Raw genomic sequence first — 26,729 nt, 5'->3', positions numbered from 1 at the left:
GGAGGGGTTGGCCGGGGCGGAGGCGTTGTCCGGCAACGCTCGGCGGGCGCGGCGGTTGCTCGCGGTGGGGGCACGGCTGCGCGCGAGTGTCGGGGCGCCGTTGCGGGCCGGGGAACGGGGCGACGTCGAGCGGATCGCGGCCCGGGTCGCCGCGATGTCCGGTGGAGTCGGCTCGGTGGCCGCGGATGGTGTGGACCACCCTGTCGGCGCACGGTGACGACTCCCCTGCGACGGCGGGTGATCGTGTCGGGTGCCGCGTCGCCCGGTTCGCCGATACCGCTCGGCCCGGTCGTGTACCACGGTGGAGCTTCTCGGACGTTTCTTCGTCGGGAGGGTGGCGAGGCCCGTGGCGCAGCGCAGGGTCGTGTCGCGTCGGCGACTGGCTCGGTCCGCCGGTTCGCCGCCGACGGCACCACCCGCACCCTGGTGCCCGCACCCGAGGACGGGGTGACCGAGCTGCACGCGCCGTCGTGGTCACCGGACGGTGAACGGCTCGCCTACGTGCGCCACGCGGACACCCGCGCCGACCTCATGATCGACGGCCGGGCGGTCACCGACGGCGAGGACGTGTTCCTCTTCCCCGCCGAATGGCTCGACACCGACCGCCTGCTCTACACCGCCGACGGTGCCCTGCGCACCCGGAACCTCACCACGGGGGCCACGCGGGACGTGCCGTTCGAGGCCACGTTCTCCCTGCCCGAGGTCGACTACCGGCGCAAGGAACACGACTTCGACGACCACGACCGGCACGCCATGCGGGGCATCCTCACCCCGACGTTGTCCCCGGACGGCACACAGGTCGCGTTCGTCGCGCTGGGCGATGTGTGGCTCATGCCGCTGGACGGCCGCCCGCGCCGACTCACCGACGACCGGTTCGTCGAGATCGACCCGGTGTTCTCCCCCGACGGCCGATACCTCGCCTACGCCACCGACCGCGCGGGCACCCCGGACCTGTACGTGCGTGAGGTCTCCACCGGGCGGGAACGCCGCGTGACCGCGCTTCCTGGTGCGGAGGTCTCCCCCGCGTTCTCCCCGGACGGGACCCGGCTGGCGTTCCAGGACCACGAGGGCGCCACCTACGTCCTCGACCTGGGCACGGGCGCGGTGCGGCAGCTCGTGCCCCCATTGTTCGGGCCCGGCCGTCCGAGCTGGTCGGCCGACGGGCGGACGGTGGCGTTCGCCGCGGTCAAGCCGTACTCGGCGCGGTTCCGGGAAGGCACGAGCCAGATCCTCACCGTGGACGTCGCCACCGGTGAGCAGACTTACCACGCACCGGGTGAGGAACACGCCTCGCTGTCCACCCGTGGGGACGACGGTCCGGTGTGGTCGCCCGACGGGCGGTCGATGGCATTGGTGGTCGACTCCACGCTGCGTGTACTGCCGGTCGCGCCCGACGGCACCCCGACCGGTCCCGCCCGGGAGGTCAACGGCGAGGTCGCCGACGCGCCGTCCTGGAGCGGCGACGGGCGTCGACTGCTCTATCTGTCGAACGGGAAGCTGCGGTTGGCGGACGTCGCGACGGGCCGTGCCCGCACCGTGGAGGTGCCGCTGCACTACCGCCCCGACGTCGCCACGGGGCGCACCGTCATCCACGCCGGCGCGTTCTGGGACGGCCGGAGCCGGACGCTTCGCCACGACGTCGACGTCGTCGTGCGAGGCAACCGCATCGCCTCGGTCACCCCGCACCGGCAGAGCACCCACCAGGGTGGCCGGTTCGTCGACGCCTCCGACGCCACCGTGATGCCCGGGCTCATGGACTCGCACGTGCATCAGGAGTACGAGTCGCGTTTCTACGGCGACCGGCAGGGCCGCGTCAGCCTCGCCTACGGCATCACCTCCACCCTGTCGGTGGGCGACCAGGTGTACCGGGCGCGGGAGGACCGCGAGTCGCTGGACTCCGGGGCGCGCGTCGGTCCCCGTTTCTACGCGACCGGGGAGCCGATCGACGGCTCGCGTGTCTACTACAACTTCATGCGCCCCACCCGCAGCGACGAGCAGGTGGAGCGGGAACTGTCGCGGGCGAAGGCGCTCGACTACGACCTGATCAAGACGTACGTGCGGTTGCCCGCCGACCGGATGCGCGCCGTCGTCGACGCCGCGCACGAGCTGGGTGTGCCCTCGGCGTCGCACTACCTGTCCCCGGGCACGCACCTGGGGCAGGACGGCACCACGCACCTGGCGGCCACCCAGCGGCTCGGGTACGCGCGCACCCTCACGGCCACCGCCACGTCGTACTCCGACGTCGCTGCCCTCTACGGTCGGGCCGGGCGTTCGGTGACGGCGACGTTGTTCACCACGGAGTTCCTCGGGGCGGAGGAGATCGCGACCGACCCGAGGTTGGTGTTGTATCCGCCGTGGACGCGGGAGAAGCTGCTGGCCGAGACCGCCGACAACACCACCACGCCGTCCGACCCGGACTGTGTGAGCGCCGACTGCCGTGAGGTGCGTGCGTTGCGGGCGGTCGCCGACGCTGGTGGTCGGGTCGTGGCGGGAACGGACGCCCCGCTCGCGTACGTGGGTGTGGGCCTGCACGCCAACCTGCGGGAACTCGTCGGGCACGGGTGGAGCCCGTACGACGCGTTGCGGACCGCGACCGTCAACGCGGCCGAGAACCTCGGTGTCGCCGACGACGTGGGCACGTTGGAGCCGGGCAAGGTCGCCGATCTGATCGTCGTGCGAGGCGATCCGCTGCGGGACGTCGCGGCGGCGATGAACGTCGAGGCCACGATGGTGGGCGGCCACCTTTACACCCGCGACGAGTTGCTCCGCCCGTACGTCGACGGCGAGGCCGCCGACACCCTGATCCACGACGGGGTGCCGGGCCCGGCCACGGAGGTGTCGGTGTGGGCGGACCCCGACGTCGGTTCGCGGTACTGGTGGCACGCCCCTGAGGTGGTCGCAGCAGCCCACGACCACTCCTGCGGCGCGTACGAGCGTCTCGGCCACCGGTGAGGCGGCGGCCGAGACGCTCGTCAATGTTCGATCAGACCACCGATGGGGACAGGGTCGACATGGCCGGTCTCCTCGGCCACCTCCCGGATCACCGCGTGGAACGGGTCCTCCGCGTGCTCGACGCCACCGCCCGGAAGACTCCAGGTGCCCGAGGCGTGGCGAGCGAGCAGCACCCTCCCGTTCTTCACGCACACCGCGTAGGCCGCCAGCCGGAAACCGCGTCGTGTCGTGTCGGTGCTCGTGTCGACCGTGTGCGTCTCGTGGCTCATCGGCCCAGTGGACCATCACGGTCCGACGAAACGCGGCGGCGCGCTACTCGCCCGCGTAGACCTCGCGCAGCCGGGGCAGGTCGGCGTCGGCCACGACGATGTCCAGGGAGCGCAGCACCTCGTCGAGCGTGTCCGGGGTGACCACCGAGGTCTCGGTGGCCCGCCCGTCGGCGTACTGGACCAGGTAGTGGCGGCCGAAGAGTCGGCGGGTCACGCCGTGGTCGCGGCGTTGCACGATCAATCGTCGGGTGAACGGCGAGTTCGGGTGGGTGGACACGTAGTGGTTGGCGACCACGTAGTCGACGGGGCGTTTCAAGGTCTCGTCGAAGCCGTGCTCGACGCGCCAGCCGTCGTCGGCGGGTGACTCCAGCAGCCAGTACCGCCCGTCACGGCGCAGGCGCAGCGGCCAGCCGCCGTGGTCGGTGTCGGCGCCGTCGCGCAGCGGCAGCGGTGTCAGGAGTCCGGAGCCGAAGCCGACGTCGGCGAGGAAGCGTTCGTCGTCCACGCGCACGAGGAGCAGCAGGTGGGACTCCGGCGCCGACGGTCGGTCGAAACCGACGCGGGCCATGCAGCGTGTGACGTCGTAGCCGAGGCGTTGCAGCGCGGCGGCGAAGAGCAGTCCGTGTTCGAAGCAGTAGCCGCCGCGGTCGCCGTGCACGAGTTTGGCGGTGAGGTCGGGCAGCTCCAGGCTGGGCGTGCGGCCGAGAATCACGTCCACGTTCTCGAACGGGATGGACCGCACGTGCGCCTCGTGCAGCACGGCGAGGTCACGGGCCGAGACGCCCGCGGTGGGGACGCCGATGCGGCGGAGGTAGGCGTCGAGGTCGAGGGTGTCGACGTGCCAGTCCAGCGCGGGGACCGCCGTCTCGAAGGTGCTCGTCACCCGTCCACCGTCGCACCTCCATCGGGGTGGAGGTCAACACCGTCGCGCCACCAACCGCATAGTTGCTGCACACAACTTTTTTCGTTAGCCTGGGTAATTACCTGTGTCCAACGATCGACACCAGCCCGAAGGAGCCACCACGTCCGCGCCGCCCAGTCCGACGACCCCCAGCCCCGTCACCACCTCCATGCCGCACCGGCAGATCCTCAAGGCCTTCACCGGTCTGCTCTCGGCGCTGCTGGTCGCGATGCTGTCGTCCACCATCGTCTCCAGCGCCCTGCCCACCATCCTCGCCGACCTGCACGGCACCCAGGGCCACTACACATGGGTGGTCACGGCGATGCTGCTGACCTCCACCGCCACCACCCCGCTGTGGGGCAAGCTGTCCGACCTGTTCAGCAAGAAGGTGCTGTACCAGACGGCGATCGTGATCTTCACGGTCGGCTGCGTGCTCGGCGGCTTCGCCCAGTCGATGCCGCAACTCATCGCCTTCCGCGCCGTGCAGGGCATCGGCATGGGCGGTCTGCAGGCCCTCATCCAGGCCGTCATCGCCGCGATGATCGCGCCGCGTGACCGAGGCCGCTACGCCGGATACATCGGCGCCACCTTCGCGGTCGCCACCGTCTCCGGACCGCTGGTGGGTGGGCTCGTCGTCGACTCCCCGCTCGGCTGGCGCTGGTCGTTCTGGGTGTGCGTGCCCATCGCCGTCGTCGCCTTCATCCTGCTGGGCCGCACCCTCAAGCTGCCCGTCGTCAAACGCGACGTCTCCATCGACTGGCTCGGCGCCACCCTCATCGTCGGCAGCGTCACGGTCCTGCTGGTCTGGGTGACCCTCGCGGGCAAGGACTTCGCCTGGTGGAGCCCGCACACGGCCGCGCTGGTCGGCGGCGCCGTCGCCCTCGCCGCCGCCGCGATCCTGGTCGAGAGCAAGGTACGGGAACCGGTCGTGCCGCTGCACCTGTTCCGCGACCGCACCTTCACCCTCGCCGTCGTCGGCTCCCTCGCCGTGGGCACCGCCATGTTCGGCGGCACCGTCTTCCTCGTGCAGTACTTCCAGACCGCGCGCGGCTTCTCCCCGAGCATCGCCGGGCTGCTCACCCTGCCCATGGTGCTCGGCATGGTCGGCTCGTCCACCCTCGTCGGACGCGCCGTGTCCCGGGTCGGCCGCACCAAACCGTTCCTCATGGTCGGCTCGCTCGTCCTGCTCCTCGGGCTCGGTCTGCTCTCGCAGGTCGACCACGACACCAACCTGTGGTGGATGGGCGTCTTCCTCGCGCTCATGGGCATCGGCGTGGGCTCGATCATGCAGAACCTCGTGCTCGCCGCGCAGAACACCGTCGGCATGCGCAACGTCGGTGCCGCCACCGCCACCGTGACCTTCTTCCGCACGCTCGGCGGCGCGACCGGCGTCTCCGCCCTCGGCGCGGTGCTGGGCTCCCGCGTGTCCGACCTCGTGGCCGAGTCACTGGCCGCGCGCGGCATCCGCACCGACGGCGGCTTCACCACCAACGGCACCCTCGACGTGGGTGCGCTGCCCGAGCCCGTGCAGGAGATCGTGCGCGCCGCCTACGGCGACGCCACCGGCACGTTGTTCCTCATCTCGGCCGCGGTCACGGTGATCACTGCCGCGTCCGTGTTCTTCATCCGCGAGACCCCACTGCGGGACACCCTCGACCTCGACGAGGAATCGGGGACGCCGCGCCACCCCGGCGCCCACGGTCCGGTGCGCACGACCCGCGGCACCACGGCGCGCACCCTGCACGCGCGTCCCCGCACCGACCACCGCCCCCGCAGGCCCGTCGGGAAACGCGCCGTCACCGACCGCGTGCCCACGCCCCGCGACTGACCTGCCGTCGGGTGCGGCGCCTCAGGACGCCGCGCCCAACGGCGTGTCCGCGCCGTTGACGAAGTCGATCAACGCCTCGGCGAACTCCGGTTCCCGCAACGTGGTCGTGTGATCGCCCGGCACCCTGCGCACCACCGCGCCCGGCACGGCCTCGGCCAGCACCTCCGGGCGCGTGGCCAGCGCGTCGTCGCGGCCCACCAACACGAGGGTGCGGGCGGTGATCTCGTCGAACGCGATCGGACCCGTGTGCGTGGCGGCGGCCTGCGCCGCCAGAGCCAACCGGTCCCCGCCGATGGCGTCGGCGAACGCGCGGAAGGACGCGGCCGGGGAGTCGGCCACCTCCGCCGGGTCGTCGGCCCGCAACACCCGCAGCAACGCGTCGGCGGGCAGCACCCGCGTGTCGACTCCCCCGAGTTCCACCACGCTCGCGCCCACACCGCCGACGACCAGGCGTCGCACCCGGTGATCCCGGACCGCGGTGAGCACCGCCACCACCGCACCCATCGAGTAGCCCACCAGGTCCACGGCGGGCTCGTCGAGCACGTCCAGCAGCGTGCTGACGTCCTCGGCCATCCGCGCCTCCCCGTACGCGGCGGGATCGTGCGGTTTGCCCGACGCCCCGTGCCCGCGCGCGTCGATCGTCGCCACCCGGCGGCCCGCCTCGACGAGCTTGCGGACGATCCCCGGCGCCTCCCAGTTCGTGCGCCCACTGGCGACGAAGCCGTGGTGCAGCAACACCAGCGGTAGGGCCGACTCCTGCTCCCAGCACCGGTAGGAGATCTCGACACCGTCGGTGGCCCGGAAGCACGGCATGGACGTGGTCCTCCCTCGCGCGAACGATCGATCGGGCTGCTCGGCAGCCCGGCCAGACTACCCACGTCCCGCACCCGGCGCCGACACTCGCACGGTCGGGCGAGACCCGCGGCACACGGCCGTTGACCTGCGCACACGGTGATCCGCGTGCGGCCGGTGTCGCCTGTCGACGTACGGCGTGGTCCTGCCACGAGCGACATCGGTCGAGACCGCAGACGGATGGCAGCGTCGCCGCGTCGCTCTAACGTCGGCGACATGGCCGCTCTCAAGGATCTGCGTTGGCCACTCGTGCTGGGCCTCGGTGCCCTCGCCCTGGCGCGGCCGGTGACCAACACCGTGTTCGATCAGACCGGGGCCGACCGGCCCGCGGGGCTGCCCGTCATCCTCACGGTCGTGATCACGGTGGTCTGGGTCGGCGTGGTCGGGTTGCGTGACATCGCCCGGCCCGTGCTCACCCTGGTCTGCACCGGACTGGCCTACGCAGTGTTCGCGACCGTGCTCAGCGCCGCCCTCTCCCCGATGCTCACCGGCGAACTCCAAGGCCCACTGGCCAAGCCGTTCGCCATCGTGCCGATGCTGCTGGTCAACGGCGCGTGGGGCGCGGCCGCGGGTGGACTGGCCCTGCTGGTGCAGCGCGCCCGCGGAGTCCGGCCACCCGCCGACACAGCCGATGCGCGCCGACGGGACCTCGACACCGGCCCGCGACCGTGACCTGCTGAACCGGCTCCCTTGCCTTCCACGCCCGCCACCAGGCAGAAAGGAACGTGACAACACGATCACCGGCCGTGCGCGGCCGAGACCCGGACGGGGGTGCCGGCTGGTGAACGGTCGACGAACTCGGGACACCGTGGACACCGCCGCCCTCCGCGCCGACCTGCGGGCAGCCGTTCCCGACGCGACAGCGGCCCTCGTGGTGACCGCGGTGATCTTCGTGTGGCTGTACGCGCGAGTGGAGGACGGCACGTCGCCGACGGTCGAGATCATGCCGTTCCTCGCCGACGCCGACACTTTCGCCATGTACTGGCTATGTCAGGCATTCGGCTGGTCGGCACTGCTGTGGGCGTGGCTGACGACCATGCTCGGCCTGCTGCGGTCGGGCCGCCCGCCCCGCTGGCTGCCCGGCTCGCCCGCGCGGCTGGAACGCCTGCACCGGACGACGAGCCTGACCACCGTCGCGCTGATGTTCCTGCACGCCGCGCTGTTCTTCGCCGAACTGGTGCGGGACAACGAGAACAGGCTGAGCTGGGTGGGACGGGTGTGGAGCGCGTTCGTCGACACCTTCGTACCCGGCGGCTACGCCTCGGGCACCGGCCGTGTCGCCGTCCTGATCGGACTGCTCGCCCTCTACCTCGCGATCCCACTGGGCCTGGCCTACTACGTCCGGGCCCGGCTGGGCACTCGCGCGTGGCGGGCGTTGCACCGGTTCGTGCTGGTGGTCTACGTGCTCAGCGTGTGGCACACCCTGCTCTACGGCACCAACGTGTGGTTCGACGGGTGGCCGCGAACCACGTTGTGGTTGGCGCAGCTACCCCCGGCGGCGCTGTTGTTGGTGCGGCTGCTCGCCCCCGCCCGGCCCAGCGAACGAGTCGGCGCGTTGCGGGGACGTCCCCTCGCCCTCGTGCGGCGCGTCGCCGCCGTGGCCGCGGCCGCCGCGGTGATCGCGAGCGTGGTCGCCGTGGTGGTCAGCGGCCGGGACGGTGGTCGGACGCGTGGCGTGGACGGTGCCGGGCTCACCGTGACCCAGGGCATGGTCTGGACCGGCCTGGCGGTGTTCGCTGTGGTGCTCGTCGTGTCGGTGATGCTCGCGAGGCGCGCCCACCACGCGCGGCGGCGAACTCCCTCGCGCACCTGACACCACGTCGGTTTCGATTCTCGAAAGCACTCCGCCCGGCGTCGGATCGGCGAAAAGCCGCGCCACCGGCCCCGCGCGACGCCCACCGGGACCGCCCGCACCAGCCCGAATTCGGTCGAAAGCGGACCCGAGGTCGTCGACACCACACCCCTGACCTGCGCGAAAGTCTTCGCATCTGCGAGCGCTCATCTCGCCGAACCGTCGCCACCGACTGCCCGGCGTCGCTAGCATCCCCGCCAACGATCACACGATCAGAGGTGGGACATGGACGGCTACGGTGTCGACCCGGACACCCTCGTCTCGACCGGTGACCAGCTCGTGGACATCGCGGACGCCGCGCGCGAGGCGAAGGCCGAGCTGATCGGGCGCGTCGCCGCACACGAGGGCGCCAACAAGGGATTCGCCGCGGCCGCGAAGGCACGCGCGCTCGCCACCGCGTGGGAGTACCAGATCGACGACCTCTGCAAGCGCACCGCGATGGCGGGCGGGCTGCTGGAGGACGGCGCCCACGACTACCGCGAGATGGAACAGGCGGTGCTCGACACCCTGCCCGCGTTGAGCTCCGTGGAGTGACGTGCCGTGGTCTCCTTCCGTGAACTCCGTGACGCCGAGCCGTCGGCGTTCGACGACGCCGCCGACCAGTGGGCCCGCCTGTCGGAGGAACTCACCGCCACCTCCGGCGACATCGGCAGGGCGGTGGCGAACCTCGACGGCTGGCACGGCGACGCCGCCGACGCCGCCCGCGCCCACTTCGCCGACGTCCGCTCCGCCTACGACACCGCCGCCGAGTACCTCGAACGCATCCCGCCCGCCCTGCGCGCCCTGTCCGACGCGGTCACCAGCGCGCAGGACACCGTCGAGGGTGTGGTGGCCACCGTCGACGCCTCCCGGGTGCTGTCCCTCGACACCGAGACCGGTGTGGTCACCGCCGACGGCGGCTGGTTCGACTTCCGCAGCGACGAGGAGAAACGCCGCGACCGTCAGGTGGCCGAGGAGCTGACCGACACCGTGCGCTCCGCGCTCACCGCCGTGACCGAGGCGGACGAGGTCGCCACCAAGGCACTCGCCGACCTCATGCCCTCGGACGCGGGCCTGGAGCTGCAGGCGATCGGCGAAGGCAACGTCGTGCGCCCCGGTGACCTGCCCGCTCCCGACGCCTCGCCCCAACAGGTCAAGGACTGGTGGGACAGCCTGACCCCGATGGAGCAGGAGTCCGCGATCTACACCCACGGTGACGTGATCGGTGGGCTCGACGGCATCCCCGCCGAGGACCGCGACCGCGCCAACCGCATCCGCTTCGCCGAGGAACACGCCGAACTCACCACCCGACGGGACGCGCTCGACGCACTCGGCGACGAGCGCACCGACGAACAGGACGACGAACTCGACCGCCTCAACAAGACGTTGCGCGGACTCGACGCCATCGACGCCCGCCTCGAAGCCGAGCCCAGCGACACCCGGCCACGGGCGTACCTGCTGGACTTCTCCACCGAGGGCAACGGCCGCGGCATCGTCGCGCTCGGCAACCCCGACACCGCCGACAACGTCGTGACGTCGGTACCCGGCACCGGGTCCAACCTCTCCGGAATCGGCGGCGAGCTGGACCGCAGCCAACTGATCCTCGACGAGGCCAACCGGCAGGCCCGCCGCAGCGACACCGTCGCCATCACCTGGGTCGGCTACGACGCCCCGCAGAGCCTGCCCGAGGCCGCCAAGGAGAACTACGCCCGCGACGCCGCCGACGACCTGCGCGATTTCCAGGAAGGACTCCGTGCCACCCACACCGGCGAGGGCTCGCACAACACCGTCATCGGGCACAGCTACGGCTCCACCGTCGTGGGCCACTCGGCGCAGGGCGAACGACTCGACGTCGACAACGTCGTGTTCATCGGCAGCCCGGGCGTGGGCGTGGACCACGCCTCCGAACTCGACCTGCCCGACGACGCCCACATCTACGCCAGCACCGCCGAGAACGACGTCATCCGCGCCACCCCGCCGTTCATCCACGGCCCTCAACCCGTCGGGGACGACTTCGGGGCCGAGGTGTTCACCTCCGACCCGGGAACCGACGGCGAGTGGTACACCGGGGGATACTCCACGCAAGCACACTCGGAGTACTGGAACCAGGACTCGGCATCGCTGCGCAACATGGCCACGATCGTCGTCGGGGGCACCCCCGACTGAGACGACCACGCCGGGCGCGGCGGGAAGGATGACAGGTGATCCGGAAGGCGGCGGCCCTCGCCTGCCTGCTGCTCGTCACCGCCTGCGGTGGCGGCACGACCTCGTCCGACACGGACGCGACAGCACCAGGGAGCGACATGCGCACGATGACCGAGGACGAAGCAGCCCAGCGCGCGGAGGAACACATCCGTGGTGCCGTGGAGGCGCTGCCGGTGAAGCCCGTACTGACCCTGTTGCGCGCCGACTCGGCCGAATGCCTCGACCCCACCGACGGCGGCCCCCGGGGCCGCTACGAGGTGAGCCGGTCCTACTGGCTCGACGACCTGCCCGAGGAACGCAACGCCGAGTTCGTCGACGCGCTCTACGAGTACTGGACGGCCAACGACTACCGGGTCCTGACGGACAAGCGTGACGCCGCCGACCGATTCGTGTCCGTGGAACACAACGAGGACGCGTTCCGCATGTCGGTCAAGCAGAGCGTCGAAGGTGACCTGTCGTTGGGGGCGTCGTCGCCGTGTGTGTGGCCCGACGGCACCCCACCCGACCACGCCCAGCAGTGACCTTCGCTTGCTGACGAACCCCTGGAACGAGAACGGGGTGGTGGCGGATCGAACCGCCACCACCCCAGCAGGGAGTTCCCGATCAACCAGTGATCGATGTCAGCCGGTGATCAGGCTGACGCCGTAGGCGCTGAGAGCCTCGTTGACCGGCTGGAAGTAGGTCGTGCCACCGTAGGTGCAGTTGCCCGAACCACCGGAGGTCATGCCCTGAGCCTGGTTGCCCGAGATGAACGAACCGCCCGAGTCACCCGGCTCGGCGCAGACGTTCGTGCGGGTCAGACCGGACACGCTGCCCTCCGCGTACCGGACGGTCTGGTTCATGGCCTCGATGGTGCCGCAGTGCCAACCGGTGGTCGAACCCGAGCGGCAGACCGACGAGCCGACCGGAGCCACGGAGGAACCGGACACGACGCGGGCGCTGCCGTTGTACATGTTGACCCACGGGCGCAGGGTGTTGCCCGAGTTCACCTGCACGTAGGCGTAGTCGTTGCCCGGGAACGACGAGCCGGCGAAGCGGCCCGACGGCGACGTGGTGCTGCTGCCGGTGGTGCCGCAGTGGCCCGCGGTCACGAAGCCACCGGTCACGGCGAAGCCGACCGAGCAGCGCGCGCCGCTACCGATGTAGTAGGCGTTGCCACCCACGACGTCCATGAACGTCTGCGGGGTCTCCTTCGACTCCACGACGTCGACGGCGTCGGCGTCCACACCGGCCTTGGCCACGAAGCGCTCCGCCTGCTTCGCGGTGCCCGGGGCGGTCGTCACGACGATCGAGTTGGCCTCGACGTCGACGTACCAGCCGGTGACGGACTCTGGAGCACGACTCTCCTTCGCGTCGAGCTTCGCCGCCGCGGACTCCAGCTCCGCCACGGTGTGCTCGACCAGCTTCGGCGTCGCGCCCGCGGCCTTCACCGCCGAGAACTCGGCCGCGTCGGTCACGCCGACGACGAGCGTGGCGCGCTCGGCGTCGTAGTAGGCGCCGGCGAACTCCTCACCGAGCTGCGCGGTGACGGTCTCGTGGACCTTGCGCGCCTCGGCCTCGTCCTGCAGGCGCTGCTCGGCCTGGGCCTTGGTGAGGCCGAGGTCGCGCTGCATGGCCTGGACCACCGGGTCGGCCTCGGTGGTGGGCACCACCGAAACCTCAGCAGGGGCAGCAGTCGCAGGCAGGGTGAAGGCCACGGCGGTTCCCGCGGCCATCGTCACGGACGCGAGAATGCGTGCCGCGCTTTTGCGATTCATCACTTTCCTCCTGGGGGCGAGGATTGCGTCGTTTTCGACGACTGCTGGAGTATGGCGCGCTCCCCAGGCCTGCACAGCCGCCCAATGGTTCGCGACGAATGAACGGTTCTGATCCGTTCGGACTACGACGAAAGTCTGACGGCCACTCGTTCGGCGGTAATCGATTCCAAATCCTGGAACTCGACTGGACCCCGTCGTCAGGTGGGCAAGAAAAAGTCCCGCCCACTGCGCCAGGGCAGTGGGCGGGACCTCGAAGAGTTTCCGGCGGAATCAGGCGCCGAATTCGTCGGGGTTCGGCCCGATACGCTCTCCGGTGTTCAACGCATTCACGGCGTCCATGTCGGACTGCGACAGTTCGAAATCGAACACGTCGATGTTCTGCGCAATTCGAGACGGCGTGACCGATTTCGGGATCGTGACGTTGCCGAGCTGGAGGTGCCAGCGCAGCACGATCTGCGCCGGGGTCCTGCCGTGCTTCTCCGCGAGCGTGGCCAACGTCGGGTCGTCGAGCAGTCCCTTGCCCTGCCCCAGCGGAGCCCACGCCTCGGTGGCGATGCCGTGCTCGGCGTGGAAGGCCCGCAGCTCGCCCTGCGAGAACTGCGGGTGCAGCTCGACCTGGTTCACGGCGGGCACGACGTCGGTCTCGTCGAGCAGCCGCTGCAGGTGAGCGATCTGGAAGTTGGACACGCCGATGGCCTTGGCGCGACCCTCCTCGTACAGCCGCTGCATGGCCTTCCAGGTGTCGACGTAACGGTCCTGGGAGGGCACCGGCCAGTGGATGAGGTACAGGTCCACGTAGTCGAGGCCGAGTCGGGCGAGGCTCTCGTCGAACGCCGTGAGCGTGCTGTCGTAGCCCTGCCGGTCGTTCCAGAGCTTGGTGGTGACGAACAGCTCCTCCCGCGGCACACCGGACTCCGCGATGGCCCTGCCGACACCTTCCTCGTTGCCGTACACGGCGGCGGTGTCGATGCTGCGGTATCCCTCGCGCAGCGCCTGGGCCACCGGTTCGACGACCTGGTCGGGCGGCACCTGGAAGACGCCGTAGCCGAGCTGCGGCATCGCCGTGCCGTTGTTCAGGTTGATGTTCGGAACCTGTGTCATGAAGTGGTGTTTCCTTCGCCGATCGCGATCTCGGACCGGGGGTGCGTCGCCTCGGACGGACACCCCACTGCGGTCATGATGAACCGGCTCGACGGGCGCCGCATTCCTCGATGTGTCTCACACCGCACGCACCGACGGGCGACCTCGACGCTCCGTGGCCACCGGCCGAGCACCACCCGTCCGGGCATCGCTTCGGCGCCTCGGGTGTTCGGGCGCGGAGGCCGGGTATGCGGGCAGAAACCGCTCGTGCCGGGAGCCGTCGGCCTCGGTACGGTCAACGAGCTGCGTGAGGTGCCGCATGTCCCAACCCGAGCAGAACCCGAGTCGATCGACGAAGCAGTCGCGCGACCCGCTGTCCACTGACGACGGCCGGATCAGCGTCTCCCAGAGCGTCGTCTCGAAGATCGCCGGTGTCGCCTGCCGTGAGATCAGCGGGGTGCACGCCATGGGCACGTCCGGCGGGCGCGCGGTCGGTGCGATCCGGGAACGCATTCCCGGCAGCTCCGGGCCCAGCTTCTCCCAGGGAGTCGGCGTCGAGGTCGGTGAGACCCAGGCGGCGGTCGACCTGGACATCGTGGTCGAGTACGGCATCTCGGTCGCGGAGCTGGGCAGGAGCATCCAGCGCAACGTCAAGCAGGCCGTCGAACGGATGACCGGTCTGGAGGTCACCGAGGTCAACATCAACGTCGACGACGTGTACCTGCCGGACGAGGGAGGACAGGAAACGCAGCAGAGGGTCCAATGACCGCTTTCGCCGTTGTCGCCCTCGTGGACGGTGTCGACGTCGACGCTGTCGCCGCCGCTGTCCGTGCCTGCGACGGAGTCGCCGGTCTGGAGAGCGGTACGTCCACACCGGCCCAGGCGCCGACCGTGTCCTACCTGCCCGGACGCACGGTGCCCGGGGTCCGGGTGGAACCGGATCGCGTGACCGTGCAGGTCGTCGCGCAGTGGGGTGTTCCCGTGCCGGAACTCGGCAGACGCATCCAGGCAGCGGTCGCGCCCTACGCGGCGGGCCGGCGGGTGGATGTGATCGTCGCCGATCTGGTCGACGCGCCGGTCGGGCGCGCCGACCTCGATTGCGAGTCGTGAGGTGATGACCATGCCCCGCGCATACCTGGGAACGCTGGTCGGGCTGGCGCTCGGTCTCGCCTGGGCTTTCGGCGGGTTCGGGCATCTGTTGCTCGTGCTGTTCGTGACCCTGATCGGGTACGTGATCGGCAAGGTACTCGACGGCGACGTCGACGTCTCCCGGTTCGTGTCGGACCGCCGCCAGAGCCGATGAGCGAGGACATTACGACCGTGGCGGCGGAACCGGCCCGGCCGGGGCTCACGGAGTTCGGTCGCATCGACATCGGCGAGGATGTCGTCGCCAAGCTCGCGGCGCACGCGGCGGCGGAGGTCGCGGACGCCGGGTCGGCCGCCTCCGGGTTCGGTCGCATGCTCGGGGGCCGGAAGACACCGGGGGTGCGACGTACCAGCCTCACGGCGAAGCCGAAGACGGTCGCCCGGGTCGACGGCTCCACCGCGCGGCTGTCGCTGGTGATCAGTGTTCGGTGGCCCGCGCCGATCCCCCGTGTCTGCGCGGCCGTGCGGCGGCACGTCGGTGACCGGATCTCCGCGTTGACCGGACTGGTGGTCACCGACATCGACATCGAAGTGACCGACCTGACCAGGGGTGACCGCCCGCGACGAGTGGACGGAGGCAGCGCATGAGGGTGTTCAACCGGCTGCTGGCCACACTGCTGTGTCTCGCGCTCGTCGCCGGAGGCGTCCTGGTGATCGTGGAGGTGATCGCCGAGCTGGTCGGCCGGGGCCCCGCGATCTGGGACTGGCGGGCCGCTCAGCGGTGGGCCGAGAGCACGTCGTGGCAGGACGTCGTGGTCCGCATCGTGTGCGTGGCGCTGTTGGTCGTCGGTCTGGTCCTGTTGGCGGCCGAGGTGAAGCGCCCCCGACTCCGGCGGCTGCGGGCGGCCCACGACCCGGACACCGACGCTCGGCCTGTCGACACCGCCTACACGCGTCGTGGGGTGACGGCGGCCGTGCGCGCGGCGGTGGCCGAGGTCGACGGCGTGCACACGGCACGAGTGAAGGTGAAACGTCGGAGGGTGAAGGTGGCCGCGACCACGCGGATCGACGACAAGGCCGCGGTGCGACGGCTCAAGGAGTCCGCGGTGGAGGCCGCCCGGAGCAGTCTCCACCGCCTTCACCTCCGGTCGACGCCGTCGGTTCGGGTTCGGGTTCGGAGTACCTGATGCACGCCGACCGAACCAACCGGACCGTCCTCGTCGTCCTCGCGCTGCTCCTCGTCGCCGCCGGTGGCCTCGGCGGCGCCGCGTCGTTCGGACTCCTCGGCAGCGGCATCCGACGACGGTCGCTGACCGACAACGTGGTCGCCGACTACGTGGGCCGCAACGGTGACTGGTTCTGGCCGGTGGCGGCCGGGGTGGCGCTGGTGCTGGTGCTGCTGTGCGTGTGGTGGCTGCTCGTGATCCTGTTCTCCACCGACCGCACCGGCGACCTGCCCGTGGCAGCGGGCGGACCGGGACGCACGACCCTCGCGCCCGCCGCCGTGGTCCGGGCCCTCACCGAGGAGATCGACAGCTATCGAGGGGTGTCCTCCTCCGGTGCCCGGGTGATCGGCGACGCCGACGACGTCGAACTCGTGGTCACCGCCACGGTGGAGGACGGCGTCGACCTCCCGGCACTGCGGCAGCGGATCGAGCGCGAAGCACTCGCCCACGCGCGAACCGCCCTGGACAATCCGGACCTGCCGATCCGACTCGATCTCACCGTCACCACGGCGCAGGCGAGCCGGGTCGACTGACGTCGGCCCGGCGCCCACCCGCGCTCGTGGTTGCTAGGTCAGTGCGGACTCGATGCGGGCGGCCGCGGCCACCACCTGCTCCCCGTAGCGCGCCCCGGGGCTGGGGTCGAGTCGTTGGATCGGCGCGGACAGACACACCGCGCCCACGATGTCGCCGTGCAGGCGCACCGGCGCGCTCACCGAGCCCACACCGGGAGCCCGCCCCTGGAGCGTCTCCACCCAACCGGGTCCGGCCGGGTCGATCTCACCCAGCAACACCTGCGCGGACGAGCCGTGCGGCAGCGGCAGCAGACTTCCCTCGGGCTGGCTCGCCCGCAGCTCTTCACCACACTCGATGCTCACGACGCACAGGCGGTGTTCGGCGCGGCGCACCCACAGCTGCACGCATTCCCCCGACTCGGCGCACAGCTCGGCCAGCACCGGGCGGGCCACCTCGGCCAATGCCGAAGTCGCGAAGCGGGGCCCCAGGTGGAACCGGCCGTCACCGTCACGCCGCAGCAACCCGTGCGCGGCCAGCGCCGTCACCAGCCGGTGTGCGGTGGACACGGTGAGCCCCAGCGCCCGCGCGATCTCGCTCGTGCCCATCGGTCGGCTCTCCACGCAGTCGAGGATCGCCACCGACCGATCCAGCACACCGACCCCGGTGGTGAAGAACTCCGACATCAGCGCCTCCGCACGGCGGCCGGTGTGGCGGGGACCTTGGCCAGTGCCGACGGCAGCTCGTGCCCGACCAGCCGGGCCAGTTCCTCCCGCAGCGGGCCGAGGGCGTCGGAATCGATGCCGGTGTCGATGCCCTCCCGGTGGAACAGATGGATCAGGTCGTCCGCCGCGATGTTGCCGGTGGCGCCGGGCGCGAACGGGCAGCCGCCGAGCCCACCGAGTGCGGCGTCGAAGCGACGGACCCCGAGACCGTAGGCGGCCCAGGCGTTGGCCGACGCCATGCCGTAGGTGTTGTGCAGGTGCAGCCCGACCTGCTCGATCGGGAACACGTCCCGCACGGCGGTGACGGCGCGGGTGACGTCGCCGGGCGAGGCCGCGCCGATGGTGTCGGCCAGGTGCAGCACCTCGACGCCGAGGTCGGCGTAGTAGCGGGCCGCGCGCACCACCCGGTCGACCGGGGTGTCGCCGTCGAACGGGCACACGAACGCGGTGGCGACGCAGCCCTCCATGCGGACCCCGCCCTCCCGCAGCACCTCGGCGGCGCGGGTGAGTCGCTGCATCACCTCGTCGGTGCCGGCGCCCGAGTTCGCTACGCTGTGCCCCTCGCTGGCCGAGAGCACCAGCCGGGCGTGCCGGGCGCCCGCCGCGACGGCACGGTGCGCGCCGCGTTCGTTGAGCACCAGCGTGTGGCAGGTGGCCGGTCGGTCGGCGAGTCCGGCGACCACGTCCTCGGTGTCGGCCATCGTCGCCACCTTGGCGGGGTTGACGAACGAGCCGACCTCCAGGCTCGTGAAACCCGCGTCCATCAGGAGCGTGGCGAAGCGGATCTTGTCCTCGGTGGGCACCACGACCGGCTCGATCTGCAGCCCGTCGCGTAGGGACACCTCGGTGACGAGCACCATGTCAGATCACTCCTTCGGCGCGCAGGGCGTCGGTCTCGGCGGTGGTGTAGCCCAGTTCGGCCAGCACCTCGTCGGTGTGCTCGCCGAGTTCCGGCCCCAGCCACCGGGTGCGGCCCGGGCTCTCCGACAGCTTCGGCACCACGCCGGGGAAGACGACCTCGCGCGTCTCGTCGCCCTCGATGCGGACAGCGTGTCGTTCGTGCATGCCGCGCGCCGCGAAGTGGTCGTCGGCGACGATGGCCGGAATGTCGTAGATGGGTCCGCTGGGAACCGAGGCACCCTCCAGCGCGGCGAGCACGTCGGCGCTGGGCCGCTGTCGGGTCCAGGCGTTGATCGCGCCGTCGATCTCCTCGGCACGGCGGACGCGGCCGACGTTGTCCGCCAGCTCGGGGTCGTCGGCGAGGTCGTCGCGGCCCACGAGCCGCATGAGCCGGTCGAAGATGGCGTTGTTGTTGCCGCCGATCACCACGTAGCGGTCGTCGGCGCAGAGGTAGGTGTTCGAGGGCACCACGCCGGGGATCGTGGCACCGGTGGCCTGGCGGGTGACGCCGAACGCGTCGTAGTCGGGCACCGACGACTCCATCAGCGAGTACACCGCCTCGTACAGGGCGACGTCGACGGTGTCGCCGCCGCGGCCCGCGCGTCGCCGCAACAACCCGAGCAGGGCACCGATCACGGCGTAGAGGCCGGCGACGGAGTCGGCGAGGCTGACCCCGGTTCGCACGGGCGGCATGCCCGGGTAGCCGGTCAGATGGCGCAGACCGCCGATGGCCTCGGCCACTCCGCCGAAGCCGGGTCGGTCCCGGTAGGGGCCGGTCTGCCCGAATCCGGAGATGCGGACCAGCACGGCGTCGGGGTTGACGCGGTTGATGTCCTCGGGGCCGAGGTTCCACCGCTCCAGGGTTCCGGGGCGGAAGTTCTCCAGCACGATGTCCGCGTTGGCGATGAGGCGTCGGGCGACGTCCTGGCCTCGTTCCGAGCGCAGGTCCAGCGTCACGGAGCGCTTGTTGCGGGCGATGGTGCGAAACAGCAGTGACACGTCACCGCCGTGCAGCCGCCAGGTGCGCAGCTCGTCGCCGGTCCTGGGGCGTTCCACCTTCACGACGTCGGCGCCGAAGTCGGCGAGGATCCGGCCTGCGGTCGGGGCCGCGATGAAGTTCCCGAGTTCCACCACCTTGACGCCGGTCAACGGGCCGTTGTCGTTGCGTGTCATCAATGTGTCTCTCCAGCTCTCGCAGGTCTGTGCGATGTCCGTCTTCGCCAGTCCCGCAATTTGCCAGTATTTGGCAAACGTCTTGCCCTATCTGGCAAGGGAGCAACATAGCCGCGAGGTTACGCGCAAAACAAGCCCCTTGATTTCGGTTTCCAGCGCGTTACACTTCGCCGATCCGTCTTCGTCGCCGCGCGGGTGCATCGACCCGTCCGCGTGGTCCACAGTCTCCGCACTCCGACGCACAACTGGCGTCGGCCTCGTGCCGACCCGACGGAAGCGGACCCCCGTATGTCAGACATCGTCGTCTTCGCCAACACCGCGATCACCATCGTCGGTGTGGTCGTGCTCATCCTGAAAGCCAAGGTCACGCCCGCCATCGCCCTCGTTCTGGGCGCCCTCTACCTGGGTCTGGTCTCCGGCCTCGGCCCCGAACGGACCCTCACGTCGATCACCACCGGTTTCGGCGACCTCATGGCCGAGGTCGGTCTTCTCATCGCCTTCGGCGTGCTGCTGGGCTCGCTGATGACGTCTCTCGGCGCGATCGAGAAACTCGTGGCGGTGCTGGTCCGGACCTTCGGTCCCCGCGCGCTGCCCTACACGTTCAGCGGCACCATCGGCACGGTTCTGCAATCGATCTTCGCCGACGTCCTGCTGGTGATCACGGCTCCGCTGGCGAGCCGCCTGTCCCGCCAGATCGGCCCCTACGGCGTGGCTCGCATGTGTGCGGCGATGGCGTTGGGCATCGAGGTCGGGCTCGTGTTCGTGCTGCCCGGTGTCGGCGCGGTCGCGCTGGCCGGGGTGATGAACCTGTCGTTCGGCACGATGTTCGTCTTCGGCACCGTCACCGCCCTGTTCACCATCGTGACGACGTTGGCGCTGTTCACCGCGCTCGCCAAGCGGGGCCTGTGGAAGCCCGCGCTCGACGAGACCGACGAGACGCCCGTCGCCGCCATGGACGACGACACCAAGGACACCGAGGACACCGCCGCCAAGGAGATTTCCGAGGCTGCCGCCGAGCGCGAGCGGACGTTCCCGCCGCTGTGGCTGTCGATGGCTCCGCTGGCACTGGCGCTGCTGCTCATCGCCTTCGGCGCCATCGCCGAGATGGTCGGCTTCTCTTCCCCGGTGGTCGACCTGCTCGGCAACCCCGTGGTGGCCCTGCTCATCGGCCTGATCGGCGCGTTCGTGGTGGCCCGCCGCACCCTGCCCGCCGAGCGTTCGGCCGGAGCCGTCAAGCGCGGCTTCCAGGAGAGCGGACAGATTCTGATCCTGACCGGTGTGGGCGGCTCGCTCGCGCAGACCGTCAAGGACGTCGGCCTCGGCGAGTTGCTCAAGGGCTACTTCTCCACCAGCACCTTCCTGCCGCTGCTGCTGGTGTGGCTGGTGGCGGCCGTCCTGCACATCGCCATCGGCTCCGTGGTGCTCGCGTCGATCACCGCCGCGGGCGTGCTCGGTCCGGTCATGCCGCTGCTGGGCATCGACCCGGTCTTCGTGGCCCTGGCCGCCGGAGCGGGTTCGCTGTTCGTCATCCACGCCACCAGCAACACGTTCTGGCTGTTGCAGACCTTGCTGCCACAGACCACCCGGGGCGCGTTGAAGTCGGTGACCCTGACGGTGTCGTGCGCATCGGTGATCGCCATGATCCCGATCCAGCTCATGGCCCTGGTGTTCTAGCCGGTCAGGTGTGCTCGTGCGACGGCGAGGCCACCGGGAAGGTCCCGTTGTCGTGGAGGTGGGCGCGTGCCGCGGCGATGGCCTCGGGAGTCGTCGCGAACACGCGCCCCTCCGCGGCGAGCCGGGTGATCACACCCAGCGCTTCCAACGGCTTGTGGTGGCCGTCGCGGACGCCGGAGACGTAGACGACGACACCGCGGTGTTCGAGTTTCTCGATGGCGTCCTTGAGCACGAGCGCACCGCTGGCGTCGATGGTGGTGACGCGGGACATGCGCAGGATCAGCGCCGACATGTCCGTCACGTCGGGCAGCTCCAGCAGGAAGCGGTGGGCTGCGGCGAAGAACAACGGCCCGTCGATGCGGTAGGCGACGATGTGTTCGGCCAGCAGCGCGTGTTCCTCGTCGGTCGTGGCGCCGGGCAGGTCTCCGGCGAGGTCGACCTGGTCGAGCCGCGCCTGCCGCGCGATCGAGCGCAGCGCGAGCGTGCCCGCGAGCACCATGCCGAGCACGACCGCGTAGATGAGGTCCAGCACCACCGTGGCCACGGCGGTCGAGATCAAAACGACGGCGTCGGAGCGGGTGGCCCTCGTCATCGCCTTGACGCTGCCGACCTCGACCATCCTGACCGCCGTGGCCAGCAGCACGCCCGCGAGCGCGGCGAGCGGGATCGCCGACACCAGGGGCGCGGCGGCGTAGACGATGACGGCGAGCACGGCGGCGTGGGTCAGCGACGCGAGACGGGAGCCCGCCCCCGCCCGCACGTTGACGGCGGTCCGGGCGATCGCGCCCGTGGCGGGCACGCCGCCGAACAGCGGGGCGGCGAGGTTCGCCAGCCCCTGGCCGAACAGCTCGCGGTCGGGATCGTGCTTCTGCCCGACCGTCATGCCGTCGGCCACCGACGCCGACAGCAGCGACTCCAGCGCGGCCAGCGCCGCCACGGCGATCGCGGACGGCAGCAGCGCGGGCAGGGCCGCGAGGTCGACGAAGCCCAACGACGGCGCGGGCAGCCCGGCCGGGAGATCACCGATCGGAGTCACCGGCAGGCCGGCGAGTTCCACGACGATCGTCGCCGCGATGATCGCGAGAATGGAGATCGGCGCGCGGGGCCGCCACCGGGCTCCCACGAGCATCACGACCGCGACACCCACGGCCACCGCCACCGCCGCCCAGTTCGGGTCCTGGACGAACGCGCGGATCGCCTCCCAGGTCAGGCCGAGGACGTGTTCGCCGTCGACCTCGACGCCGAAAGCGTTGGGGATCTGTTGCAGGCCGATGACGCACGCGATGCCGAGGGTGAAGCCCTCCACCACCGAGGCGGGGATGTAGCTCATGAACCGGCCCGCACGGGCGACGGCGAGTCCGAGCAGCAGCAGACCGGCGATCAATCCGACGGTCAGCACGCCGTTCACGCCGTGCGCGGCGGCGATCGGGACGAGCACCACGGTCATCGCCCCGGTCGGCCCCGACACCTGCACGTTCGACCCGCCGAACACGGCGGCCAACGCGCCCGCGACGACGGCGGTCGCCAGCCCGGCCTCGGCGCCGAGCCCGGAGGAGACCCCGAACCCGAGGGCGAGCGGCAGGGCGACGATCGCGACGGTCAGTCCGGCGAGGAGGTCACGGCGGGGATTGCGGCGGACGGCACGGAGGTCGTCGCGGCCGGGCAAGAGGGAACGCAGTCGCTGGGTGATCGCACTCATCACTGATCTTCCGCCGCGCGGAGTTCGTCGAGCAGTTCGTTCTGGCCGGTCAGCATCTCGGTGAGGATGCGCCGCGCGGCTCGCATGAGGTCGGCGACGTCGCCGCCGGCGAGGGCGTAGACGACCGTGGACCCGTCACGGGTGGCGGTGACGATGCCGGAGCGGCGCAGGACGGCGAGCTGCTGCGAGAGGCTCGGCGCTTCGACGTCGATCTCGCCGCGCAGGTCCCGCACGGACCGGGGTCCTTCCTGAAGCAGTTCGAGCACGCGGATACGGACCGGATGGCCCAGCATGCGGAAGAACTCGGCCTTCGCCTGATACAGCGGGACGGGCACGACACTCCCCGGGAAGAAAGACGATCAAGACCGCACCATCCTCTGCGTAATTGCAGAATTATGCAATTGTGCTTCTGCTCACTCGGTGAAACTGCGCGCATTCACGCTGGTCACAGCCTTGGCGGCACCCCGGGCTGTTCGACCCGACACGCTATACACCGAGTGAATACACCGCGTGTATAGTCGGCCGCCTCACCGTTTCCGACCGAGAAGGAGGGGGTTCATGTCGGTGTCCCGCACACTGCTCGCGTTGCTGGAGCCAGGACCACGCCACGGCTACGACCTCAAGCGCGCCTACGACGAACGCTTCGCCCACGGCAAGCCACTCGCCTACGGCCAGGTCTACTCGACCCTGTCGCGACTGCTGCGCAACGGCCTCGTCGAGGAAGCCGGGGTCGAACACGGAGCAGGCCCCGACCGCAAGCGCTACACCATCACCGACGCCGGGGTCACGGACCTCGACTCGTGGCTGGCCACGCCGGAGGACCCGCAGCCGTATCTCCAGAACACCCTTTACACCAAGGTGGTCCTCGCGCTGCTGTCCGGCCGCAGCGCCCACGACATCCTCGACACCCAACGCACCGCGCACCTGCGCGTGATGCGCGAGCTGACCCGCCGCAAGCGGGACGGTGACCTCGCCGACCAGCTCATCTGCGACCACGCCTTGTTCCACCTGGAGGCCGACCTGCGGTGGCTCGAACTGACCGCCGCCCGACTCGACGCCCTGAAGGAGGCGGTGACACCATGACCCAGCCGCTGCTCAAGGGCCGTGACCTGCACAAGTCGTTTGGCGCCACTCAGGCGCTGCACGGCGCCCACGTCGACGTCCACGCGGGCGAGGTCCTGGCCGTGATGGGACCGTCCGGTTCCGGGAAGTCGACGCTGCTGCACTGTCTCGCCGGCATCGTCGCGCCGGACTCGGGCACGATCCACTACGAGGGCCGAGACCTCGTCGCGATGAGCGACGACGAGCGCAGCGCGTTGCGGCGCACCGAGTTCGGGTTCGTCTTCCAGTTCGGACAGCTCGTCCCGGAGCTGACGCTGCTGGAGAACGTCGCGCTCCCGCTGCGGCTGGCCGGGACGCGCCGCAGGGCCGCCGAGGCCACCGCGCGCCAGTGGCTCGACCGCCTCGAAGTGGGCGACCTCGGCGACCGCCGCCCCGGTGACGTCTCCGGAGGTCAGGGGCAGCGGGTCGCCGTGGCGCGAGCCCTCGTGACCGGGCCGAAGGTCGTCTTCGCCGACGAGCCCACCGGGGCGCTGGACTCGTTCAACGGCGAACGGGTCATGCACCTGCTGACCGAAGCCGCCCGCGAGACCCACGCGGCGATCGTGCTGGTCACCCACGACGCACGCGTGGCCGCGCACTCCGACCGCGAGATCGTCGTCCGCGACGGTCGCGTGGGCCACCAGGAGCTGGTGGCATGATCCGCGACCTGGGGTTGGGGCTCCGGTTGGCCGTCGGGGGCGGTCGGATCTCCGGTCAGGCGTTGCTACGCCTTGCCATGACCACTCTGGGGGTGGCCATGGCCGTCACGGTGCTGCTGACGGCCGCGTCGGTGGTCAACGTCGTCGACGCCCAACAACAGCGGGAGGCGGGGCAGGTTCCCGTCACCGAGCCGACGTCGGGAGTCGACCCGCTGTATCACCTCAGTTGGTTCGTCGACGCCGGTGAGGAGTACGTCCAGACGATCGTGGTCGCACCGACCGGGGACGACTCCCCGGTCCCGCCGGGACTCGACCGGCTCCCGGAACCCGGCGAGATCGTCGCCTCTCCCGCAGCGGCGGAGTTCCTGACCAGCCCGGAGGGACAGTCGGCGCGGGCTCGCATCGACGGCACGGTGGTCGGCGAGATCGCCAAGGCGGGTCTGGCCATGGCCGACGACCTCCTTGTCTACGTCGGTGCCACGCCGGAGGAGCTGCGAACCGCGGATCACGTGGACACGGTCTACGCCTTCGGTGCCGAACGCAGCGGGCTGGAGTTGAACGTCACCGCGGCGGCGCTCGTCGCGCCGCTCGCCGTCGTCCTGCTGCTGCCACTGCTCGTCTTCGTCACCACGGCCTCCCGGATGGGCGCGGCGCAACGGGAACGCCGACTCGCCGCGTTGCGCCTGATGGGGGTCAGCACCCGCCAGGTCCGTCGGATCGCGGCGGCGGAATCGCTGCTCGGCGCCGTCGCCGGTCTCGTGCTCGGAGGCGCGCTGTTCGCGGCGTTGCGTCCGCTGCTCGGCCGCGTCGAGCTGTTCGGGCTGCGCTTCTTCGCCGAGGACGTCGTTCCCCCGGTGGTCGCGGCCGTGGTGATCGCGGTGCTCGTGCCCGCGCTGGCTGTCGGCGCGGCCGTGTTCGGGCTGCGACACGTCGTGGTCGAACCGCTCGGGGTGGTTCGCCAGGGGCAGGCCCGACGCAGGCGGATGGGCTGGCGCTGGGTGCTCGCCGGGCTCGGTGCCGCGCTCATGGTCGCGACCCTCTTCGTCAAGGAACGCTCCAATTCGGACCTCGTCGGCCTGATCCTGGCGGCAGGCAGCGGGTTGTTGCTGATCAGCGTCGCCGCGCTGTTGCCCTGGGCGGTCGAGAAACTGGTGGCGCGCCTCCACGGCGGCTCACCGGCCTGGCAGTTGGCCATACGCAGGCTCCAGCTCGAAGGCGGGACCGCGAGCCGGGTCGTGTCCGGGCTGGTGGTCGTGCTCGCCGGAGCCATCCTCGTCCAGACGCTCGTCGCCGCGGCCAGCACCGAGGAGCCACAAGGCAGCCAGTGGCAGCCCACTCCGGCGGTGGCGGCGGAACTGGGAGTGCCCGGTGACCGCGTCGAGGAAGCGCGCCGCCTGCTCGCCGACACCGCCGAGGACGTCGACGTCCACCACCTGACGGACGCGTCGCTGGCAACGGCGGACGGCGCGAGCACGATCGTGCGGATCGGCGACTGTGCGGCGCTGGCCACCCTCGCGCAGCTCGACTCGTGCGCCGACGGTGACGTGTTCGTCGTGGGCGTCGACGGCGAGTCCCACGTCGAACACTACGCCGGTGAGCCGATGCGGTTCGTCGAGTACACGGCCGAGGAGCCGCAATACGGTCCGACGTGGACGGTGCCCGGCGACGCCGTGGCCGTCCCGGAGGAGCGCGCGAGTCGCTTCGCCGCGGGAAGCATTCTGGCCACCCCGGCAGCCTTGGGCGGCATCGCACTGCCGAGCGGCTTGGAGACACTGACCGTCACCGCCGGGGGCGACCGCGCTGCCGCCTACCACGCGGTGGCGGCGGCGATCAGCCCGCTGAAGTGGGACGTCACCATGACGCCGGGCCCGAACGTCTTCGAGGAGAAGCGGATCGACGACGTGATCGCCACGATGAAGGGTCTGCTGCTCACCGCCTCGTTGTTCGTGCTGGCCGTGGCCGCACTGTCGTTGCTGTTGCTGTCGATCGAGCAGATCGTGGCACGGCGGCGTCCGCTCGCGGCCCTGTCGGCGTCGGGGGTGCCGGTGTCGGTGCTGGCGCGGAGTGCGCTCTGGCAGAACGCCGTTCCGGTCGTGGTCGGCGTGGTGCTCGCCGTGGTCGCAGGGTTGGCCGTCACCCTGCCCACCCTGCGCTACATCGGCCTCGACCTCACCGTGGACCTCGGGTTGCTGGCCGTGGTGTGCGGTGCCGCCGTTGTCGCTGTGCTGGTGACGACGGCGCTGAGCCTGCCGCTGCTGCGGCAGGCGACCCGGCTGGAGGCGTTGCGCTCCGAGTGAGCGT

The 26,729-nt window shown here is 70.8% G+C and carries 28 protein-coding genes; 18 read left to right on the top strand and 10 right to left on the bottom strand.

Annotated features, from left to right (window positions below; all coding sequences use genetic code 11):
• Both JAV51_RS19470 and JAV51_RS19465 read left to right on the top strand, forming a co-directional pair.
• The coding region (locus tag JAV51_RS19470; protein ID WP_197322185.1) for a hypothetical protein at window positions 1-217 on the top strand (217 nt) is incomplete at its 5' end.
• Complete coding sequence (locus JAV51_RS19465) at window positions 214-2,952, top strand: amidohydrolase family protein (RefSeq protein WP_307845942.1); 2,739 nt, start codon at window positions 214-216, stop codon at window positions 2,950-2,952. The genes JAV51_RS19470 and JAV51_RS19465, both read left to right, overlap by 4 nt.
• Before the next feature lie 20 nt (window positions 2,953-2,972).
• On the opposite strand, the gene JAV51_RS19460 is transcribed toward JAV51_RS19465, so the two are convergent.
• Complete coding sequence (locus JAV51_RS19460) at window positions 2,973-3,221, bottom strand: NUDIX domain-containing protein (protein WP_307845941.1); 249 nt, start codon at window positions 3,219-3,221, stop codon at window positions 2,973-2,975.
• A gap of 43 nt (window positions 3,222-3,264) precedes the next feature.
• Window positions 3,265-4,104 (bottom strand): arylamine N-acetyltransferase, encoded by an 840-nt coding sequence (locus JAV51_RS19455; protein WP_197322184.1) that lies wholly within the window; start codon window positions 4,102-4,104, stop codon window positions 3,265-3,267.
• A 187-nt stretch (window positions 4,105-4,291) separates the two neighbouring features.
• On the opposite strand from JAV51_RS19455, the gene JAV51_RS19450 reads away from it, so the two are divergent.
• Window positions 4,292-5,950, top strand: coding sequence for an MDR family MFS transporter (locus tag JAV51_RS19450; protein WP_197322197.1), 1,659 nt, complete (start codon window positions 4,292-4,294; stop codon window positions 5,948-5,950).
• Between the two features lie 21 nt (window positions 5,951-5,971).
• Here JAV51_RS19450 and JAV51_RS19445 read toward each other — a convergent pair whose 3' ends face one another.
• Window positions 5,972-6,763 carry an alpha/beta fold hydrolase gene (locus JAV51_RS19445; protein WP_197322183.1) on the bottom strand — a complete coding sequence of 264 codons (792 nt, stop codon included), beginning with the start codon at window positions 6,761-6,763 and terminating at the stop codon, window positions 5,972-5,974.
• A gap of 255 nt (window positions 6,764-7,018) precedes the next feature.
• Between JAV51_RS19445 and JAV51_RS19440 the strand changes: the two genes are divergently transcribed.
• From JAV51_RS19440 to JAV51_RS19420, 5 genes are all read left to right on the top strand, one after another.
• Window positions 7,019-7,474, top strand: a complete 456-nt coding sequence (locus JAV51_RS19440; RefSeq protein WP_197322182.1) for a hypothetical protein — start codon at window positions 7,019-7,021, stop codon at window positions 7,472-7,474.
• Window positions 7,475-7,583: 109 nt separating this feature from the next.
• Window positions 7,584-8,615 carry a ferric reductase-like transmembrane domain-containing protein gene (locus JAV51_RS19435; protein WP_307845940.1) on the top strand — a complete coding sequence of 344 codons (1,032 nt, stop codon included), beginning with the start codon at window positions 7,584-7,586 and terminating at the stop codon, window positions 8,613-8,615.
• 264 nt (window positions 8,616-8,879) lie between these two features.
• Complete coding sequence (locus tag JAV51_RS19430; protein WP_197322181.1) at window positions 8,880-9,188, top strand: hypothetical protein; 309 nt, start codon at window positions 8,880-8,882, stop codon at window positions 9,186-9,188.
• Between the two features lie 6 nt (window positions 9,189-9,194).
• A complete protein-coding gene (locus JAV51_RS20505) occupies window positions 9,195-10,799 on the top strand; it encodes an alpha/beta hydrolase (RefSeq protein WP_197322180.1) in 1,605 nt (534 codons plus the stop codon).
• Window positions 10,800-10,834: 35 nt separating this feature from the next.
• A complete protein-coding gene (locus tag JAV51_RS19420; RefSeq protein ID WP_197322179.1) occupies window positions 10,835-11,359 on the top strand; it encodes a hypothetical protein in 525 nt (174 codons plus the stop codon).
• Between the two features lie 99 nt (window positions 11,360-11,458).
• Here the strand turns inward: JAV51_RS19420 and JAV51_RS19415 are convergent, their stop codons facing one another.
• Window positions 11,459-12,595, bottom strand: coding sequence for a S1 family peptidase (locus tag JAV51_RS19415; protein WP_197322178.1), 1,137 nt, complete (start codon window positions 12,593-12,595; stop codon window positions 11,459-11,461).
• A 270-nt stretch (window positions 12,596-12,865) separates the two neighbouring features.
• Window positions 12,866-13,696, bottom strand: a complete 831-nt coding sequence (locus tag JAV51_RS19410; RefSeq protein ID WP_197322177.1) for an aldo/keto reductase — start codon at window positions 13,694-13,696, stop codon at window positions 12,866-12,868.
• A gap of 298 nt (window positions 13,697-13,994) precedes the next feature.
• On the opposite strand from JAV51_RS19410, the gene JAV51_RS19405 reads away from it, so the two are divergent.
• From JAV51_RS19405 to amaP, 6 genes are read left to right on the top strand one after another with little or no spacing between them, the layout of a single operon-like run.
• Window positions 13,995-14,441 (top strand): Asp23/Gls24 family envelope stress response protein, encoded by a 447-nt coding sequence (locus JAV51_RS19405; RefSeq protein ID WP_197322176.1) that lies wholly within the window; start codon window positions 13,995-13,997, stop codon window positions 14,439-14,441.
• Window positions 14,438-14,785, top strand: a complete 348-nt coding sequence (locus JAV51_RS19400) for an Asp23/Gls24 family envelope stress response protein (protein WP_197322175.1) — start codon at window positions 14,438-14,440, stop codon at window positions 14,783-14,785. The genes JAV51_RS19405 and JAV51_RS19400 overlap by 4 nt, the downstream gene beginning before the upstream one ends.
• A 10-nt stretch (window positions 14,786-14,795) precedes the next feature.
• Complete coding sequence (locus tag JAV51_RS19395) at window positions 14,796-14,978, top strand: DUF2273 domain-containing protein (protein WP_197322174.1); 183 nt, start codon at window positions 14,796-14,798, stop codon at window positions 14,976-14,978.
• On the top strand, window positions 14,975-15,409 hold the full coding sequence (locus JAV51_RS19390; protein WP_197322173.1) for an Asp23/Gls24 family envelope stress response protein: 435 nt from the start codon (window positions 14,975-14,977) through the stop codon (window positions 15,407-15,409). Before JAV51_RS19395 ends, JAV51_RS19390 begins: the two co-directional genes overlap by 4 nt.
• A complete protein-coding gene (locus JAV51_RS19385; RefSeq protein ID WP_197322172.1) occupies window positions 15,406-15,948 on the top strand; it encodes a DUF6286 domain-containing protein in 543 nt (180 codons plus the stop codon). Before JAV51_RS19390 ends, JAV51_RS19385 begins: the two co-directional genes overlap by 4 nt.
• The gene (gene amaP, locus JAV51_RS19380; protein WP_197322171.1) at window positions 15,948-16,520 is read left to right on the top strand and encodes an alkaline shock response membrane anchor protein AmaP; all 573 of its coding nucleotides are present in this window, start codon (window positions 15,948-15,950) and stop codon (window positions 16,518-16,520) included. The genes JAV51_RS19385 and amaP overlap by 1 nt, the downstream gene beginning before the upstream one ends.
• Window positions 16,521-16,553: 33 nt before the next feature.
• On the opposite strand, the gene JAV51_RS19375 is transcribed toward amaP, so the two are convergent.
• From JAV51_RS19375 to JAV51_RS19365, 3 genes are read right to left on the bottom strand one after another with little or no spacing between them, the layout of a single operon-like run.
• Window positions 16,554-17,183, bottom strand: coding sequence for an IclR family transcriptional regulator (locus JAV51_RS19375; protein WP_197322170.1), 630 nt, complete (start codon window positions 17,181-17,183; stop codon window positions 16,554-16,556).
• Window positions 17,183-18,082: a hydroxymethylglutaryl-CoA lyase gene (locus JAV51_RS19370; RefSeq protein ID WP_197322169.1), complete on the bottom strand. Its 900-nt coding sequence runs from the start codon at window positions 18,080-18,082 to the stop codon at window positions 17,183-17,185. The genes JAV51_RS19375 and JAV51_RS19370 overlap by 1 nt, the downstream gene beginning before the upstream one ends.
• Window position 18,083: 1 nt before the next feature.
• Window positions 18,084-19,295: a CaiB/BaiF CoA-transferase family protein gene (locus tag JAV51_RS19365; RefSeq protein WP_197322168.1), complete on the bottom strand. Its 1,212-nt coding sequence runs from the start codon at window positions 19,293-19,295 to the stop codon at window positions 18,084-18,086.
• Window positions 19,296-19,583: 288 nt separating this feature from the next.
• On the opposite strand from JAV51_RS19365, the gene JAV51_RS19360 reads away from it, so the two are divergent.
• Window positions 19,584-20,969, top strand: coding sequence for a GntP family permease (locus tag JAV51_RS19360; protein ID WP_197322167.1), 1,386 nt, complete (start codon window positions 19,584-19,586; stop codon window positions 20,967-20,969).
• 4 nt (window positions 20,970-20,973) lie between these two features.
• Here JAV51_RS19360 and JAV51_RS19355 read toward each other — a convergent pair whose 3' ends face one another.
• Window positions 20,974-22,668, bottom strand: coding sequence for a SulP family inorganic anion transporter (locus JAV51_RS19355; RefSeq protein ID WP_197322166.1), 1,695 nt, complete (start codon window positions 22,666-22,668; stop codon window positions 20,974-20,976).
• Window positions 22,668-23,003 (bottom strand): helix-turn-helix transcriptional regulator, encoded by a 336-nt coding sequence (locus JAV51_RS19350; protein WP_197322165.1) that lies wholly within the window; start codon window positions 23,001-23,003, stop codon window positions 22,668-22,670. Before JAV51_RS19350 ends, JAV51_RS19355 begins: the two co-directional genes overlap by 1 nt.
• A gap of 223 nt (window positions 23,004-23,226) precedes the next feature.
• Here JAV51_RS19350 and JAV51_RS19345 point away from each other — a divergent pair, with 223 nt between their 5' ends.
• From JAV51_RS19345 to JAV51_RS19335, 3 genes are read left to right on the top strand one after another with little or no spacing between them, the layout of a single operon-like run.
• Window positions 23,227-23,751, top strand: a complete 525-nt coding sequence (locus JAV51_RS19345; protein WP_197322164.1) for a PadR family transcriptional regulator — start codon at window positions 23,227-23,229, stop codon at window positions 23,749-23,751.
• Window positions 23,748-24,428, top strand: coding sequence for an ABC transporter ATP-binding protein (locus tag JAV51_RS19340; RefSeq protein ID WP_197322163.1), 681 nt, complete (start codon window positions 23,748-23,750; stop codon window positions 24,426-24,428). The genes JAV51_RS19345 and JAV51_RS19340 overlap by 4 nt, the downstream gene beginning before the upstream one ends.
• The gene (locus JAV51_RS19335; RefSeq protein WP_197322162.1) at window positions 24,425-26,725 is read left to right on the top strand and encodes an FtsX-like permease family protein; all 2,301 of its coding nucleotides are present in this window, start codon (window positions 24,425-24,427) and stop codon (window positions 26,723-26,725) included. Before JAV51_RS19340 ends, JAV51_RS19335 begins: the two co-directional genes overlap by 4 nt.
• Window positions 26,726-26,729: the final 4 nt, after the last annotated feature.

The sequence above is a fragment of the Saccharomonospora sp. NB11 genome (assembly GCF_015910535.1).
Taxonomy (GTDB): domain Bacteria; phylum Actinomycetota; class Actinomycetes; order Mycobacteriales; family Pseudonocardiaceae; genus Saccharomonospora.
This window is presented reverse-complemented; position numbering and strand designations above follow the sequence as displayed.

What these genes read in the sequence shown, in the direction of transcription:
- JAV51_RS19460 (WP_307845941.1), bottom strand. Translation starts at nt 3,221, where the DNA reads ATGAGCCACGAGACGCACACGGTCGACACGAGCACCGACACGACACGA.
- JAV51_RS19450 (WP_197322197.1), top strand. Translation starts at nt 4,292, where the DNA reads ATGCCGCACCGGCAGATCCTCAAGGCCTTCACCGGTCTGCTCTCGGCG.
- JAV51_RS19445 (WP_197322183.1), bottom strand. Translation starts at nt 6,763, where the DNA reads ATGCCGTGCTTCCGGGCCACCGACGGTGTCGAGATCTCCTACCGGTGC.
- JAV51_RS19440 (WP_197322182.1), top strand. Translation starts at nt 7,019, where the DNA reads ATGGCCGCTCTCAAGGATCTGCGTTGGCCACTCGTGCTGGGCCTCGGT.
- JAV51_RS19430 (WP_197322181.1), top strand. Translation starts at nt 8,880, where the DNA reads ATGGACGGCTACGGTGTCGACCCGGACACCCTCGTCTCGACCGGTGAC.
- JAV51_RS19415 (WP_197322178.1), bottom strand. Translation starts at nt 12,595, where the DNA reads ATGAATCGCAAAAGCGCGGCACGCATTCTCGCGTCCGTGACGATGGCC.
- JAV51_RS19410 (WP_197322177.1), bottom strand. Translation starts at nt 13,696, where the DNA reads ATGACACAGGTTCCGAACATCAACCTGAACAACGGCACGGCGATGCCG.
- JAV51_RS19405 (WP_197322176.1), top strand. Translation starts at nt 13,995, where the DNA reads ATGTCCCAACCCGAGCAGAACCCGAGTCGATCGACGAAGCAGTCGCGC.
- JAV51_RS19400 (WP_197322175.1), top strand. Translation starts at nt 14,438, where the DNA reads ATGACCGCTTTCGCCGTTGTCGCCCTCGTGGACGGTGTCGACGTCGAC.
- JAV51_RS19395 (WP_197322174.1), top strand. Translation starts at nt 14,796, where the DNA reads ATGCCCCGCGCATACCTGGGAACGCTGGTCGGGCTGGCGCTCGGTCTC.
- JAV51_RS19390 (WP_197322173.1), top strand. Translation starts at nt 14,975, where the DNA reads ATGAGCGAGGACATTACGACCGTGGCGGCGGAACCGGCCCGGCCGGGG.
- JAV51_RS19385 (WP_197322172.1), top strand. Translation starts at nt 15,406, where the DNA reads ATGAGGGTGTTCAACCGGCTGCTGGCCACACTGCTGTGTCTCGCGCTC.
- amaP (WP_197322171.1), top strand. Translation starts at nt 15,948, where the DNA reads ATGCACGCCGACCGAACCAACCGGACCGTCCTCGTCGTCCTCGCGCTG.
- JAV51_RS19375 (WP_197322170.1), bottom strand. Translation starts at nt 17,183, where the DNA reads ATGTCGGAGTTCTTCACCACCGGGGTCGGTGTGCTGGATCGGTCGGTG.
- JAV51_RS19370 (WP_197322169.1), bottom strand. Translation starts at nt 18,082, where the DNA reads ATGGTGCTCGTCACCGAGGTGTCCCTACGCGACGGGCTGCAGATCGAG.
- JAV51_RS19365 (WP_197322168.1), bottom strand. Translation starts at nt 19,295, where the DNA reads ATGACACGCAACGACAACGGCCCGTTGACCGGCGTCAAGGTGGTGGAA.
- JAV51_RS19360 (WP_197322167.1), top strand. Translation starts at nt 19,584, where the DNA reads ATGTCAGACATCGTCGTCTTCGCCAACACCGCGATCACCATCGTCGGT.
- JAV51_RS19355 (WP_197322166.1), bottom strand. Translation starts at nt 22,668, where the DNA reads ATGAGTGCGATCACCCAGCGACTGCGTTCCCTCTTGCCCGGCCGCGAC.
- JAV51_RS19345 (WP_197322164.1), top strand. Translation starts at nt 23,227, where the DNA reads ATGTCGGTGTCCCGCACACTGCTCGCGTTGCTGGAGCCAGGACCACGC.
- JAV51_RS19340 (WP_197322163.1), top strand. Translation starts at nt 23,748, where the DNA reads ATGACCCAGCCGCTGCTCAAGGGCCGTGACCTGCACAAGTCGTTTGGC.
- JAV51_RS19335 (WP_197322162.1), top strand. Translation starts at nt 24,425, where the DNA reads ATGATCCGCGACCTGGGGTTGGGGCTCCGGTTGGCCGTCGGGGGCGGT.